This is a genomic window from Acinetobacter sp. LT1 (assembly GCF_059800965.1).
Window position 1 is genome coordinate 1 of sequence record NZ_JBBAXE010000021.1, and the last position, 12,858, is coordinate 12,858.

Below are 12,858 nucleotides of genomic sequence, written 5' to 3' on the forward strand. Positions count from 1 at the left end.
TCTATAATTCAAAACGCAGACATGGTTCCAATGGTCAGCGTTCTCCATTAGATTATGAAAAGGCCCATCAAAAGATGGTTAGGTGTGTCTAGAATTTTGGTGGCTATTCAATTTGCCATTATGCTGTTACCCCGTCAATCACTTGGAAAGTCAAAGTTTCAGTGTGCTGCGTAGTGCCACTAACTACAGCTTTAATATCCATCTGACACAGTCCTAAAGGCCAAGTTGCAGTGCTTGCACTAGATTTAATATTCAGCCATCCCTTCTGTGTGCTTTGATTTAATGCTGCGCAAGTCAAGGTGGCCACAGCAGCACCATCAGCCAGAGCTTTAACCTGTGAAGTGAAGGTATAACCTGTAAGATCAATTGCACGGCGCACGTCATCCGGTGGAAATTGCAGGGCTTCATCCATATCAACTAGCTGCAAATTCAAGTTGAAAGTGTCACCACGCTTAAATACAAAATTGCTCATAAGTGATTCCTATAGACATAAAAAAACCGCTTATTAGCGGTCAAATAATTAAAGAATTTTAAGGCTCATTATCTAGATCAACACTTACTCCCGTAACAACGTTATGTTTAGGCCCTCCGAGACTAACAACATTAGCCAAACGTATATTTACATCAGAAACACATAGTTTATTAGCTAATTGCCATTTATTTAGCTCTTCAGCCATTACACCTTCCAAGTGTCGTTCCAGTTCTTGCCGTTTAATTTCGATTTCTTCTTGCGTAAGCATGCAGGACATATCAATTCACCTTATACCCAATGGTCACATTATACTGAATGAAGTCAGCATCTTTTCCCGCATAAATAGATTGGCCATTCAAACATTCTAAGTGTTCGATTGTGAAATATTCAAAATGTGCCAGCAAAGCATCACTAAGAATCGTTAAAGCTTTCTCTCCCACATGAAGTCGATCGAAGCATTGAATCATGATATTACCGGTACGGCGTGTACATGGCTTATCTGCAATGCCTGAAATAAAGCTCGGCCCACCTGCAATCGTTAAACGGCACCATAAACCTTCTTTAGGTACCGTAAAGCCTGGTGCATTTGGATACTGAATCCGTTCCTGAGCAATACCCGTAAAGCTTTGCATGCGATCAATAATAGCTTGCCTAGTCTGCTCTAAAGTCATTGCCATTTTAGCCACCATACTTTTGAGAAATAAAATTAAAAGTGAGGCCATAAATACCTTGTGGTGCTTGATCAGACCAGCCGTTTTCTAAACGTTCAGCATAAGGTTGGTTATTCTGAATGTAGACCAAATTGCCTAGCTTAATCTTCATTGCCTGAATTGCTGCATCGTAAATAGGGTTTGTTTCAGGTCCACGCACACCATAGTCTCCAGATCCAATTGAAACGATATGAGAAGCACGATAAGCGCCAGTATCAACAGGACTTGAAACGACCAAAGACTGAACAGCATCCATTGTAATTTTCTTTACTTTTTCCTCTGCCATTTTAGCCACATCAAAACTAAAATCAGTTGGCCTTTTCCCCTTCCATCCCATGATTTACCTCACTAGCTTCGAACATTTCAAATAGGTCTTGAGCGATTGCCTGAATTGAATAAGCTTCAAATTCCACACTAGGCTCTCGCTCACCCATTCTCCGTTTTACTATTTGCCAGATATGAACAGCTTCATGTAAAAGCAATCCATAAACTTGAATTTGGTCTTTATCCGCCGTATCACCAATTTGGACGATTGCATATGCGCCATCAGAAAAAGTACTAACCTGTGCATCCGCTCCCATATCCAAAAATTGATCGGCTTTATCCATATCTTCAAATAACAAATCCATGTGAAGCTGATTTCTAGCAAGCGTGTACTGCACATGTTGAAATGGTGAGATATACCATTCGGGCACATAATCGGTATTAATCATTTAAACTCCTTAATTGCACCCATAAAAAAACCCACTTATGTGGGCTTTTTATTGTTTACCTAATTCTATGTTCATCTGCCAAGTTATCAATTTCTTTTAAATTATCATCAAATAATCCTAGAAATTTTCTAGCAGATTGAAAAAAAATTGCACTGCTAACATCTTCACGAGCAATCAAACTCGGAAGTTGGTCATGCCTACTAGCATCTTTTTTGCATAAATCTAAACAGGTCCATGCATCACAAAGCATAATAATATTTGTGAGTAACTTATAAGTCTCACTATATAAATTTAAGCATTTATCGTGAAACTTAATATTTACAAAGTTTTTCTTAGAGAAATTAATATTTCCTAGCTCTGCTAAAATTTCGGCTGAAATTGCAAATGCTTTGTTTTCATAATCTTCTATTTCTTGTTTAGTAAGATTGTTTTCATAAAAACTTTCTAAATCCTTAGCTAGATCTTTCGCCCTAAAGGGAATATTTTTTACTTTTTTTAAAATTTCTATTACTTCAGTTTCATTATTTTTTAGTCTATGAGAAGTTCTCCAATCATCAAATAATACAAAAGCTGCAACTGGAGCTAGAAATGCTGCTGCAAGTGTTAAAGTATCCTTTAAAACATCATATGCATCAGCAAAGTTAAATTTATGATGTGTGATTGGATATGAACTCTTAAGAAAGAATGAAACAACTAAGAAAATAATTATGCCAATTAAAGTCCATTTCCAAATCCTTCTTATTTTTACTTTTAAATCATGTTGAGCCATATATCCCCCTATTTTAGAAGGTTATTAGACCAAGTATTTAAACCTTCCTCAACTGACATTTCCAGATTGTACTGGCTGGATCTTGTTGAATATGGATAACTCGGAATGAGCCTAAGGCTGTTAACCATTCATCATCAATTTTTGGAGTCATAGTTACTTCATTTTGAAGAACAGTAGCCTTTTTATCTGTGGCCAAGACTCCAAGCGTCTGAATCTCATATTGACTGTATGAGCCAAACAGAACGCCACGCCCAGAATAGTTTTCTTTAACTTCAACATACGTTTCAGTTTTAGGATCCCAATTCGTTTTTGAAATCCGTTCACATGTAAAGGTATGAACGGCATCCGCTAAATCATCATTAAATGCTTCAGCAATATCTGCCTGAATTTCGTCACGTAAGCCCATTAGATTTTCCTGATAAAAAATACAGCTTTTCGTTTGCTGTAAGGCTTAATCAAATCAAGAATGAATTGCTCAATCGCACTAAGCTTTACTGATCCGTCCTGATATTCCTTTTCAGTTTCAACCGTATCAGCTTTGGCTTTCTTTCGTTTTAGTGCCTGTTCCTGTCCTTGATATAGGTCACCTTTCATAATGCCCTTGATGATTTGATATGAGGCTGTTTTCAGAGGCTCAGGAACCAGAGTGGCATCTTCGTAAGGCTTAACATTACGTGCTAATAGATAAGCTTCTGACATCTGAAGGTATTGAGCCTTATCACTGGCAGATAAAGCATCAAAGCCTTCAACATGTTCTATCGCTTCTTGTTCAGTGATAAAGCTCATGAATTATTCCTTTAGAATTAATGCTAAAAGTTCATCTTTTTTAGCACCTGCTTCAAATGCAATGCCTTTTTCAGTTAGTACAGCTCGAAGCTCATCTACTTTTAGACCAGCATAGTTAATTGGTTGTGGTTGAGTATCACTTGGTTTTTGGTCATTTTCAGGTGTTTGACCACCTTCACCTGATTCAAGTTCAGCAATACGTGCTTTCATTGCTTCGGTATCATTTTGAAAGGCAATAAATTCGCCCTTTACTGTTGCCAGTTGTTCTTCGAGTTCAGCAATTTTTGTTTCTGTCATTTGTTGTCTTTCCCGTGCACGGTTAAATGATGAAAGTCCCATTTGTGGATCTCCAAAAAAATAAGGCGGTGTTATCCGCCTTTTTGTTATTTGATCTTGTGCTTGAATGCCACAATTCGGATCTGCTTAGGATCGTAAACACGTTCCCAGTTTGCAGCTGTTGCTAGACCAGCGTTATTAGGAGCAATACCTGTATCACCAGCCCATTTAATGCCACGAGGGTGCAATACAAAGTGACGGCGGTTAATAAGAATGTCTGTTCCGGCTAAACTATCACGGTCTGTTTCTACACCAACCGGTGCCCCAATATCTTGGAATCCAATCGCACCTTGGCCAAACAAGAATGAGGTAAAGACATCACCTTCAACCGGCATGCCATCATCAACGATCACACGACGGTCCATAAAGGTTTTGTATAGAACCACACCATCAGCATCTCGAACAGTTTCGATTAAGCCTTGCTTAGCTAAAGCCGCCATGGTTGCCGAGTGCATTGCAATAGCCGTTAATTTATCTACGGCATCACCCAACTTATAAGAAGCATCAACAAAAGATACACCATCAATTACAGCGGCAGCTCCAGTTCCAGCAGAAATATCGTGAGTATTTCCTGTCATGCTGGCCGCCCCGAATACACCTTTAAGGGTGTTTACGGTAAAACCTTGAAACTCACGCGACCAGTAATCTGCCACCAGATCACCAACCGCACCAAGTGGATCGTCACCAGATAATGCTTTAGCCAAATCATTAGCGCCCCATGCTTTACCACGTGCATGAAGAATCGCAATGTCCTTGCCTGAAGTGATGTTATTTACAGATAAAGGTTTTGAATCTGAAAGTACTTCTGACTCACCGCTTAAATCATTCCAGAATGGGATATTTACAGTTGTACCACCCTCTGTCCCGAAAGCTACATCTACATCTAAATCCCCAACAATGCCAGACTGCCATAATGCAGACTTTTCAGCAGTTTTATTTAATACGTACGGAGTAAATAACTCGGGTACGATTACATCAGCAATTTTTGTCTCAGCCATTAGGCTTTACTCCTTAAAGTTTAATACCGTGTTTTGCCGCTAGCTCTTTAGCTAGTTGCGGATTTTCATTTCGTAATTGCGCCAATTTGGTCATATTTACCGAGCCATCTGCTTTGAGAATGTCTGGCTGACCTTTTGAATTGTTGCTCCCTGGTGCGCCCATGCCATTAGGCTTAGGCCAGTAATACGGTTTTTGCTCGCGTAGAGATTCAACCCATTCTTTTGGTGTCATCGGTGTCTGACCATCTTTACCAATGACCACATCCCCGTTTTCATCAACTGCCACAGCTTTGCCGTTTTCATCTAATGCAAACTTTGTCTGAGCTAAAAAGGCGATATCAGGGGTCGCTTCTGGCAGTGCTTCAAGTTCAATAGCAGCCTGAACAATTTGGCTTTGCACTACTGATTTCTTGAATTTCTCGGCATAAGCTTCAGCTTTATCTGCCCGTTCTTTCTCTGCCTTAAGAACCTTGTCATGCTCTTCACGCATCTTCTCAGTGCGTTTCTGAATAACTTCTTCAATCTTGCCTTCTGCAATAAGTTTGGATTCTTCATCCTGATTTGATTTATCAAGCAGGACCTTGATTGCATCCAGATCTAAACCCTCAACCTTTGATTTCAATGAACCTAGTTCATCTTTCAACTCTTTTTTATCTTTGATAAGTTCAGCGTTCTTATCTTTAAGACCTTTAACAGCTTCATCAACGGCGTCTTGAATAGCTGCTTTAATTTCAGGATTTTCCAAATCAACTTTGATTTCGTCTGGCATTTAAAAATCTCCTAGAGATACCGCTTAGCGGGTTTAATTGTTGAACCCTCTGCTTAGCTTCAGGCATTAAAAAAGCGCCCATTAGGACGCTGTATTTCGATTAATAAAGTTAAGCGATGTTAAAACCTTCAACACCACGCTTCTGACGATTTCGGGTACGTTGCTCTAGCCACATTTGACCTTGCTCAATATTGGTAATAGCAAGTGAATTTTCGCGGCAAGGAAACTTTTCATTCAGAACACGTAAACGATGTAAAACTATCGCAAGTAATGCTTCATTCGTGATGCCATTTACTCCAACTTCCTTAACTGGACCAAGTTGAAATTGAATTGGAGTAAGTGAATCTCCAGTTACGATGTCATAGAAATGACCGGTTTCAAGAGACTGTTCACCATCACGGGTTTTAACAGTTTCGTTATGGGTAACTGTTACTCCATTATCATCTTTATGAATTTCACGGCCCATTACACAATTTTGAAAACCATCTAGTTGATATGAATGCTCAAAAACATCTTTTGGCGACCAAGTAATATAACCTTCATGATCTGGATGATTAGCCTTGCCACCATCTTTGTATTCGATTAAATAACCAGGATCACTTGGGTCTTCATTTTCAGGGATTTGCCACCCTTGGTATTCATTGTATTCACCACGCGTCATGGGCGTTGCTAAAACTGACTTAGTACCAATGTATGCAACCATAGATGCTGTTAATAGTTTCTTGCTCATTTTAATACTCACAAAAAAAGCACCCGAAGGTGCTATTGAATTAATAAATTGGATTAATTAGAAATTGAGGTTTTAACTGTCACACCAGTTAGAAAGTGTTTTTCAGAACCACCCAAACAAGTGGCGCTAGAAAAATTCGCATAAACATCTTGTACATTTACGCCTGTATCTTTTTCAAATTTACTGATCAATTCAGCAATATGGCCTGTTAGTGTTCTTTCTAACTCTTCTTTTCTCTTTACATATTCAGCAACTGATATTTCAGACATTTTTACCACCTTTAGCTACGTTTACTTTTTATTCCAAACCTCTGATCTAGGTTCATCACCAACTAAGCGGATACCTTGAGGACCACCTACATCAAATGTTGCCGTGATAGTCGCTGGACCCTCAAAAACACTACAATTCATTTTTACAGCGGTTAATCCAGCTAATGGAATACCTGTTTCCTCGTCACAAAGAGCAAGATGAGAAGATTTATCTGAAACTCTTTTAAGTACCAAATGTCTAACTTTTGATTCACTCATAAGCCAAACTCCATAAATGACAAAAGCGCCATTTGGGCGCTTATATAGGTGAAAATTGTGTCTTAAGTGAGTTTAGAATTACCTGTAATCGGCAATAATTACTCACAGTTAAATCCAGTTCCAACAAGGTCTTTTTTCAAATTTGAAACGAGATTTTGTTGTTCCTGCTGTTGTCCACTAAGATAATTTTTATCTAGAGTCTCTGCACCATCAATAGATTTATAAAGCTCTTTAGATTCCTCTAAATTGTCTTTTAAAAACGTGGTGAGGTTTAGTTTCGCCTGGGCAGCTCTACATAAATTATTTTTAGCTTCTAAACCTTGAGTAGCCTGTTTTACTTGACCAGTTGCAGGATCAAAAGAATATGCATTTGCCATTGCTGACTCCAAAGCTTCAGACAATCGATCATATTCTTTAAGATATTTTTGACTTGGTTCAGCTAAACAAGTGATGGAAATTAGGGTTAGACATACAAAAGCTATTGTTTTCATATTGTATAAATTCTGATGTTTTAAAAAATATAACATAAGAAAAATTACAGACCCAACTTTTTAAAAGCTTTTTCATCCACCTTTCTCAAATCATCTAAGCTATATAAACGGCCTTCAGGATCAAAGAACTTTTCAAGATCAAATTTCCCTTCTTTATAAAGTTTGTACCTCTTTGGCCCTAGCCACTCCTTTTGAAAGAAATCATCTGTTTTCTTAAAGAACTCTTTGAATGTGGTGTTTGCATCCAATTGCCCTATTAATTGGCTGCGCTCATCTTTCGGGATGTCCTTTACTTTGCGCTCATCCATTACAAATGGACGCTCTCCAGCAAGTCGACCATCTTTCTCGACTGGTACCAGAATACTGCGGCAATGAGGATGTAATGGCGGTACACGCTTAGCTGGGTCGTTTATTTCCCAAACAGATCCATCAAGAGATGCACAAAGTTTTGATGTTCTTCCATCCAATACACTAATAAAACGAACATACTCAAAACCTAACTGTTTGAAAGTATCTAAATACGTTTGATTAGCAACATGACTACGAACTGTTCTTACGGTACGTTCAATATCCGTCTTAGAGCTACTTAAAAGCCCATCCTCATAATTAAGGCGCTTGGTTCCGCGAATACGCTGAACTATTTCCTGATTTGTTTTACCTGAGTTAATGCCATCCCGAATTGCATACTCAACCTTTTGGCGGGCATTTTCAGCAATTCTTGATAGCAGATCATCAACAAGAGCCCCACCTACCAATGGTATTTTTTTAGCTGCTGCATATAGCTTTTCACCATTTGGTTTTTTGATCTTGCCGCCATATAGCTTCGCCATGTAATTGGCTTCATAAACAGCCAAGGCAGTAGCAGAAACAGCGAAAGCTTCAGGTAATGCAGTGTTTATTGCAGTAAACCACTGAGCAATCAGATCACGAACTTCCTTCAGATTTGACGTTGTGTACTGTCCACTTGCTAGAGCCATCTTTTCAGAATCATTTAATTCATCAAGCAAATCCCGAAGCTTTGCCAACATTAATATTGACTCATCATTAAAGATTTTTAGTAGCTCATTAACAGATTGAGAAGACACCCGATATAAGTACGCCTGATGTTGGGTAAGTACTTCAATCAATGATTTATCTTCTTTTGAAGCCATACATCACCTCTACAAAGGAGTGTTATCTCGCTCTATTTCTACCCGCTTCACTTCTTCCTGATAGTCGTGAGCTGGTAATTTACCTGTCATCAGGTATTCCCAATATGTGCGGAAAGAGTTTTTCCCTGAAATAGCACCCTCATAAAGCTGTTTTGCAAGATTAATATCCGTGACCTGCACAATAAACTCAGGTTCAACCGTAAATGAATATTTTGTCGAATCCAGCTTTAACCACTGCGCTGCATACTTAATGGCTTGTTCAATTGCTGCAGCTGCACACATCACGATACTGTGAAGACTTGCTTGCTGATCGTCTTGCCGTGCACGGCGCGCTTCACCTGATTCCTGTGTATTGGTATCAACTACTTTAGCCCCAGCTTCTAATGCTGAATTTTTTTGCGCATCCATTTCCTTTTTAGTGAGTTCAATGCCGTTACCTGAAATTTCTAAATAACCACATTGTGAATTTGGAGGAAGACTCCAGACAGCCATAACACCAGTAACGCTAATATCTTCATCACCCTCAAGTCCGTTAATCCATGGCTGAGGATGAGCTGTATGGTGAAGTGACTGAAAGTAGTCCGCGCTGAGCTGGTAATACTTGAGTGCTGCTTTTGCCATGGTGAGTAATGGTACCGTACCAACTTGGGGAGAATTACTAGTGGCACCGCAGAAAACAAATGGTGTGAAAGAAAGTTGATTACCGCCGAGATCGGGAGTTTTATCCTCCACATTTGAACCATCGAACAATCGGACCGCTAATGCTCCATCATCCATAGATAGAACGCGGTGAACCGTTTTAGTTTCGTGCCCGAATTCATCTTCACTATTATCAAATTGCTCCTCGAGCACTAACAGTTTTAGATCTTTACGACCACCGATACTGTTTTCCTTCCAGTTGATAATAGATAACGCATCATATAAGGCGAAATATGGCACTCCGTTAGCATCAACATCGACAAGCAGCCCACAGCGCCCAAACTCTAGCAACTCTGAACAAATGCGAATAAAGAGCTGTTTAAGCCCAAAACCATCATTGGTTGCATTCTCTATCAAACCCTTTAACAGAGAACTTTCAATTACGATGTTAGGTTCCAGCTTTGAAACTAAACCAATCATCGTGCGTAGTGAATCCTGAACCCATAATGGATACTGAGCTCGACTTAGATAGGCTTTATAAATCTCTCCAGTCGTATCTCCTTGCTTTTCAGCCTCAATCATTCCGGCTGATTTAGCTAGGTACTTAGTTTGTGCCTGTTTAATCTGCTCTTCACCAGCAACGGCGTCTCGCATAATTAACCAGCTTTTTTGTGCAGCAATATACTGCGGATGTTTATCAGTAACTGCCATAAAAACACCAATAAAAAAGCACCTAAAAAGGTGCGTTGTTTAAGACATTCCGCGAATCCTTCGAACTCCAACAGATTTCTTGTCGATCGGGAATAAATAAGCGATTGGATATGTACCTGCATCATTCATATGGTCAAAACCGGCACTCTTATCCGGCTGTCCATAATCATCATAGATTTGTCGCTCTAGGCATTTGGCAAAGTGAGGACATTTATCTACATTCACAAACAATCTGCGCTCAGACAACGTATTGCACAGCATCCCGTTCATTGAATTAATGCGATCTTTAACTGCTGGGTTTCTACTGTTCACATGAACTTTAAAACCAGCCTTTCTAAGTAGCGCCAGATCCGTTTCACTAGCATTGCTCGACTTCCGGTTCTCACCAGAGGCATCGGGATAAATTGCGACTTCATGATTAGGATATTGTTCTTGGATAGCCTCAATCATTGCCGGAGTATCGAACAGATTTACGAACTCATCGACTGCATGCATATGTTCACCACGGCGTACATACACAACAGCAGCCATCTTGGTAACATTAAAGTCCATCCCAATATGAAGCACGTCATTTGGCTTAACTGTTTCAGTTGATGCGTTCAGCAACCGGTTAAAACAGTAGTAGATAACACCCTGATAGCTCTCAAAGCTTGCTTCATATTCCTGACTAAAAGTCTTAGGATCCATTTTGCGCTTAGCAACAATGATTTCAGACTCAGGAATATTTCCACCCTGAAGGGATGTATAGGAAAAGCTTTTACAATCTGGTTCATGACCGGGCTGACCATCCATGAATGTGTCATAACAATGGTTAAAGCCTTTAGGCGTACCAATTCTTAAAACATGGCCACCGACTCGCTGCTCGCCATTCACCATATACTTACAAGTAGAAAGCATCGGGCGAAGCACTTCTTCCCATGCAGCCCATTTACAGTCGGCCCATTCATCAATAATTAAGAAAAATAAACCAGATCCACGAAGATCATCATAGTTATCCAGACCTACAACTCGGATGATATGGCCACTTCTTAAAGTAATTGAACATTCAGTTTCATTCGGCTTTCCAGCACGCCAAGAAGCTGGAATTGCCTGTTTTAATCGCTTCCAGAAAACCCGTTTAGCTTGCTTAAATGTAGGCGCTGCATACCAGATCTCATCCTCGACAGAAACATTCCATTTAGCCGCTAGTCTTGCGGCTCTTCGCATTTCCGCTTTGGCCAAGAAAGTCTTACCAAAACGTCGACCACAAACAGCATCACGGAATCGGGCTTCTTTTTGCCAACCCCATAAATAGATGTTTGCTTGTTTAGGTGTTAATTGAACTGAACCTTCTGGGGGATTAAAGAATTGGCTCATTTGGTATCTCCTCATCAGGATTCAGCACAAGCTTGTAATCCTCTTCAGGTGGACGATACTCAGAGGGATTCACTTCACGCTGTAACTTCTGAAGTTCAAGCTTTTTAATCTCAAGTTCTACTTCAGCTTTGGTTTGGTTCGCTTCAGAATTACCACCTTTATTATTTTGTTCCCCCTTCTTGTCATAAAACCCTTTCATGATCTTTTGTATTTGGTCCACGATCTTAATTGTCATGGTCACATTGTTTTTTTTAGCCCAAAGTAAATCACTTAAAATCTTCAACTGAACAATGTCATTTGCTCCACTGATTTTATTTAGTGGCTGGCTCAAATACTCTTCCCGTGTTTTTTCGAAAATTTCTTTGAGCTCCTTACTTAAGTCTCTACCAGCAAACTTTGTAGGGTCGTATGACTCTACCTGTTGTCTTGAAACTTCAATGTCAAATTCTTCCTTGACGAGACTTACTGTTTCTTGAGGGGTATTAAATACAGCAAGCGATTGTACAATAAAGAGTTTCTGCTTTTTGTTTAATGTCGCCATTTCTCTCTATCCGTCAAGGTACGTCAAGGAAACATGGCAAAAAAAATGAGCCCGAAGGCTCAACTTATTAAACATGTCCCGCAGCACTTTGAAATATTCACATCTGATACAAACGGCGCTTGCTTCGCCACTTCAATTAGTCGCTTCACGCTTTCGTCCGCTCCCCATCTTTTAACTACGCCAACAAATTCTTCAACATCATGGCCTGCTAAATAGTGTTTAGGCAAACCAGTCATTTCACTGATTAACGGATCACCATCTTCATCACGTTCAACACCTATGTGATAAAGCTCATGCTCTATCAATGCACAGAAATCACGATCAGTCGCCTGATCGCAATAACTTGCATCAATTGTGATGAGGTACACAGGCACATAGCCAAACCAATCGCGCATTTGCTGCTCTTGACGAGCTTTTTTCCACCCGCCCTGATTAAACATAACTTTTTCACATTGGCCTAAAACCATACGCTTTTTAGCCATACAAGCCGATGATGCCCAAGCAAAAGCCAAGAACTCCTCATTGTCATGTATTAGTTCAGCAATATGGTCATGATCCGGGTTGTGAAGAGGTCCGCCAATCGTTAAGTAATTTGCAATAACCCATTTTTTTAAATCTGATGCAGGTATTAAACGAATTGCTTCCTCTTCTTCAGCTTGATCAATAAAATCAGTCGGTGGAAATGGTCTTATTTGCTCCATCTTCAATTCTCGCTAATTCACTTTTTATCCAGTTGATGACATATCCCGACAAAATAGAATCTGGATGAAAGCGCTCTATTTTGTAACCCATCTCTTCAGCATGATCATATCGATCAAGACTCCATGCTTTATTTGACAGCTTTCCACCACGCCCACCAGACCAGGGACCACCCTCAATTTCAATGAGCAAACGCAATTTCACTATATGAAAATCAAAGCGCCAGTGTTTGGTATGGATCGGCTGAAACTTACTTTCAAATCCAATCGCCAAATCCTCAAGCTCTTCCTTAAGTGTTGCCTCAGCCTCGAGATATTTTTGCTTCGCCTTAGGCAATGGCCGGCTTTTAGGTTTAGTTTTAGGTTCTTTTTTCCGAGTAAGCCAAAAGTATTCTGTAGAATCCATTATTCTTACCCATAAAAAAAACCGCCCTTAGGCGGTGGCTAAACTCACAGGCAAT

21 protein-coding genes are annotated in these 12,858 nt (G+C 39.8%); all 21 read right to left on the reverse strand.

All coding sequences use genetic code 11. From position 1 onward, the window contains the following. Window positions 1–118: 118 nt before the first annotated feature. The 21 genes from WBW42_RS16555 to WBW42_RS16655 all read right to left on the reverse strand — a co-directional run bounded on the left by WBW42_RS16555 (window position 119) and on the right by WBW42_RS16655 (window position 12,803). Entirely contained in the window at window positions 119–472 is a 354-nt protein-coding gene (locus WBW42_RS16555) for a hypothetical protein (protein WP_032007560.1), read from the reverse strand. A gap of 58 nt (window positions 473–530) precedes the next feature. Beyond that, a complete protein-coding gene (locus tag WBW42_RS16560; protein ID WP_032007562.1) occupies window positions 531–749 on the reverse strand; it encodes a hypothetical protein in 219 nt (72 codons plus the stop codon). A gap of 1 nt (window position 750) precedes the next feature. After that, window positions 751–1,194, reverse strand: a complete 444-nt coding sequence (locus WBW42_RS16565; RefSeq protein ID WP_080777053.1) for a hypothetical protein — start codon at window positions 1,192–1,194, stop codon at window positions 751–753. Beyond that, window positions 1,151–1,519: a hypothetical protein gene (locus tag WBW42_RS16570; RefSeq protein ID WP_032007564.1), complete on the reverse strand. Its 369-nt coding sequence runs from the start codon at window positions 1,517–1,519 to the stop codon at window positions 1,151–1,153. Before WBW42_RS16570 ends, WBW42_RS16565 begins: the two co-directional genes overlap by 44 nt. Next, window positions 1,491–1,895, reverse strand: coding sequence for a hypothetical protein (locus WBW42_RS16575; RefSeq protein WP_032007565.1), 405 nt, complete (start codon window positions 1,893–1,895; stop codon window positions 1,491–1,493). Before WBW42_RS16575 ends, WBW42_RS16570 begins: the two co-directional genes overlap by 29 nt. 55 nt (window positions 1,896–1,950) lie before the next feature. Beyond that, complete coding sequence (locus WBW42_RS16580; RefSeq protein ID WP_050450613.1) at window positions 1,951–2,664, reverse strand: hypothetical protein; 714 nt, start codon at window positions 2,662–2,664, stop codon at window positions 1,951–1,953. A 37-nt stretch (window positions 2,665–2,701) separates the two neighbouring features. After that, window positions 2,702–3,070 carry a hypothetical protein gene (locus WBW42_RS16585; protein WP_000524223.1) on the reverse strand — a complete coding sequence of 123 codons (369 nt, stop codon included), beginning with the start codon at window positions 3,068–3,070 and terminating at the stop codon, window positions 2,702–2,704. Continuing rightward, window positions 3,070–3,450, reverse strand: a complete 381-nt coding sequence (locus WBW42_RS16590) for a hypothetical protein (protein WP_032007567.1) — start codon at window positions 3,448–3,450, stop codon at window positions 3,070–3,072. The genes WBW42_RS16585 and WBW42_RS16590 overlap by 1 nt, the downstream gene beginning before the upstream one ends. Window positions 3,451–3,453: 3 nt before the next feature. Next, window positions 3,454–3,789, reverse strand: a complete 336-nt coding sequence (locus WBW42_RS16595; RefSeq protein WP_032007569.1) for a HeH/LEM domain-containing protein — start codon at window positions 3,787–3,789, stop codon at window positions 3,454–3,456. A gap of 44 nt (window positions 3,790–3,833) precedes the next feature. Continuing rightward, on the reverse strand, window positions 3,834–4,784 hold the full coding sequence (locus WBW42_RS16600; protein ID WP_032007570.1) for a major capsid protein: 951 nt from the start codon (window positions 4,782–4,784) through the stop codon (window positions 3,834–3,836). Window positions 4,785–4,797: 13 nt separating this feature from the next. Continuing rightward, window positions 4,798–5,553 (reverse strand): hypothetical protein, encoded by a 756-nt coding sequence (locus tag WBW42_RS16605; RefSeq protein WP_001112409.1) that lies wholly within the window; start codon window positions 5,551–5,553, stop codon window positions 4,798–4,800. A 109-nt stretch (window positions 5,554–5,662) separates the two neighbouring features. Beyond that, window positions 5,663–6,214 (reverse strand): Acb2/Tad1 domain-containing protein, encoded by a 552-nt coding sequence (locus WBW42_RS16610; protein WP_000196672.1) that lies wholly within the window; start codon window positions 6,212–6,214, stop codon window positions 5,663–5,665. A 122-nt stretch (window positions 6,215–6,336) separates the two neighbouring features. After that, entirely contained in the window at window positions 6,337–6,552 is a 216-nt protein-coding gene (locus WBW42_RS16615; protein ID WP_001290162.1) for a hypothetical protein, read from the reverse strand. A 21-nt stretch (window positions 6,553–6,573) separates the two neighbouring features. After that, the gene (locus WBW42_RS16620) at window positions 6,574–6,810 is read right to left on the reverse strand and encodes a hypothetical protein (protein WP_000004365.1); all 237 of its coding nucleotides are present in this window, start codon (window positions 6,808–6,810) and stop codon (window positions 6,574–6,576) included. A 98-nt stretch (window positions 6,811–6,908) separates the two neighbouring features. After that, a complete protein-coding gene (locus tag WBW42_RS16625; RefSeq protein WP_000965231.1) occupies window positions 6,909–7,337 on the reverse strand; it encodes a hypothetical protein in 429 nt (142 codons plus the stop codon). A gap of 8 nt (window positions 7,338–7,345) precedes the next feature. Next, window positions 7,346–8,452, reverse strand: coding sequence for a minor capsid protein (locus WBW42_RS16630; RefSeq protein WP_005135609.1), 1,107 nt, complete (start codon window positions 8,450–8,452; stop codon window positions 7,346–7,348). A 9-nt stretch (window positions 8,453–8,461) separates the two neighbouring features. Next, entirely contained in the window at window positions 8,462–9,802 is a 1,341-nt protein-coding gene (locus WBW42_RS16635) for a DUF4055 domain-containing protein (RefSeq protein WP_032007572.1), read from the reverse strand. A 39-nt stretch (window positions 9,803–9,841) separates the two neighbouring features. After that, window positions 9,842–11,158, reverse strand: a complete 1,317-nt coding sequence (locus WBW42_RS16640; protein WP_032007574.1) for a phage terminase large subunit family protein — start codon at window positions 11,156–11,158, stop codon at window positions 9,842–9,844. Then, the gene (locus WBW42_RS16645; RefSeq protein WP_032007576.1) at window positions 11,142–11,699 is read right to left on the reverse strand and encodes a DUF2280 domain-containing protein; all 558 of its coding nucleotides are present in this window, start codon (window positions 11,697–11,699) and stop codon (window positions 11,142–11,144) included. The genes WBW42_RS16640 and WBW42_RS16645 overlap by 17 nt, the downstream gene beginning before the upstream one ends. 59 nt (window positions 11,700–11,758) lie before the next feature. After that, the gene (locus WBW42_RS16650) at window positions 11,759–12,400 is read right to left on the reverse strand and encodes a putative metallopeptidase (protein WP_032007577.1); all 642 of its coding nucleotides are present in this window, start codon (window positions 12,398–12,400) and stop codon (window positions 11,759–11,761) included. Beyond that, the gene (locus WBW42_RS16655) at window positions 12,369–12,803 is read right to left on the reverse strand and encodes a hypothetical protein (RefSeq protein ID WP_002121499.1); all 435 of its coding nucleotides are present in this window, start codon (window positions 12,801–12,803) and stop codon (window positions 12,369–12,371) included. The genes WBW42_RS16650 and WBW42_RS16655 overlap by 32 nt, the downstream gene beginning before the upstream one ends. Window positions 12,804–12,858: the final 55 nt, after the last annotated feature.

Bases quoted from the DNA above. Each gene is read 5' to 3' on its own strand.
- WBW42_RS16585 (WP_000524223.1), bottom strand. From the start codon at position 3,070: ATGGGCTTACGTGACGAAATTCAGGCAGATATTGCTGAAGCATTTAAT.
- WBW42_RS16560 (WP_032007562.1), bottom strand. From the start codon at position 749: ATGTCCTGCATGCTTACGCAAGAAGAAATCGAAATTAAACGGCAAGAA.
- WBW42_RS16640 (WP_032007574.1), bottom strand. From the start codon at position 11,158: ATGAGCCAATTCTTTAATCCCCCAGAAGGTTCAGTTCAATTAACACCT.
- WBW42_RS16630 (WP_005135609.1), bottom strand. From the start codon at position 8,452: ATGGCTTCAAAAGAAGATAAATCATTGATTGAAGTACTTACCCAACAT.
- WBW42_RS16570 (WP_032007564.1), bottom strand. From the start codon at position 1,519: ATGGGATGGAAGGGGAAAAGGCCAACTGATTTTAGTTTTGATGTGGCT.
- WBW42_RS16650 (WP_032007577.1), bottom strand. From the start codon at position 12,400: ATGGAGCAAATAAGACCATTTCCACCGACTGATTTTATTGATCAAGCT.
- WBW42_RS16595 (WP_032007569.1), bottom strand. From the start codon at position 3,789: ATGGGACTTTCATCATTTAACCGTGCACGGGAAAGACAACAAATGACA.
- WBW42_RS16635 (WP_032007572.1), bottom strand. From the start codon at position 9,802: ATGGCAGTTACTGATAAACATCCGCAGTATATTGCTGCACAAAAAAGC.
- WBW42_RS16580 (WP_050450613.1), bottom strand. From the start codon at position 2,664: ATGGCTCAACATGATTTAAAAGTAAAAATAAGAAGGATTTGGAAATGG.
- WBW42_RS16565 (WP_080777053.1), bottom strand. From the start codon at position 1,194: ATGGCCTCACTTTTAATTTTATTTCTCAAAAGTATGGTGGCTAAAATG.
- WBW42_RS16625 (WP_000965231.1), bottom strand. From the start codon at position 7,337: ATGTTATATTTTTTAAAACATCAGAATTTATACAATATGAAAACAATA.
- WBW42_RS16605 (WP_001112409.1), bottom strand. From the start codon at position 5,553: ATGCCAGACGAAATCAAAGTTGATTTGGAAAATCCTGAAATTAAAGCA.
- WBW42_RS16645 (WP_032007576.1), bottom strand. From the start codon at position 11,699: ATGGCGACATTAAACAAAAAGCAGAAACTCTTTATTGTACAATCGCTT.
- WBW42_RS16620 (WP_000004365.1), bottom strand. From the start codon at position 6,810: ATGAGTGAATCAAAAGTTAGACATTTGGTACTTAAAAGAGTTTCAGAT.
- WBW42_RS16590 (WP_032007567.1), bottom strand. From the start codon at position 3,450: ATGAGCTTTATCACTGAACAAGAAGCGATAGAACATGTTGAAGGCTTT.
- WBW42_RS16575 (WP_032007565.1), bottom strand. From the start codon at position 1,895: ATGATTAATACCGATTATGTGCCCGAATGGTATATCTCACCATTTCAA.
- WBW42_RS16615 (WP_001290162.1), bottom strand. From the start codon at position 6,552: ATGTCTGAAATATCAGTTGCTGAATATGTAAAGAGAAAAGAAGAGTTA.
- WBW42_RS16600 (WP_032007570.1), bottom strand. From the start codon at position 4,784: ATGGCTGAGACAAAAATTGCTGATGTAATCGTACCCGAGTTATTTACT.
- WBW42_RS16610 (WP_000196672.1), bottom strand. From the start codon at position 6,214: ATGACGCGTGGTGAATACAATGAATACCAAGGGTGGCAAATCCCTGAA.
- WBW42_RS16555 (WP_032007560.1), bottom strand. From the start codon at position 472: ATGAGCAATTTTGTATTTAAGCGTGGTGACACTTTCAACTTGAATTTG.
- WBW42_RS16655 (WP_002121499.1), bottom strand. From the start codon at position 12,803: ATGGATTCTACAGAATACTTTTGGCTTACTCGGAAAAAAGAACCTAAA.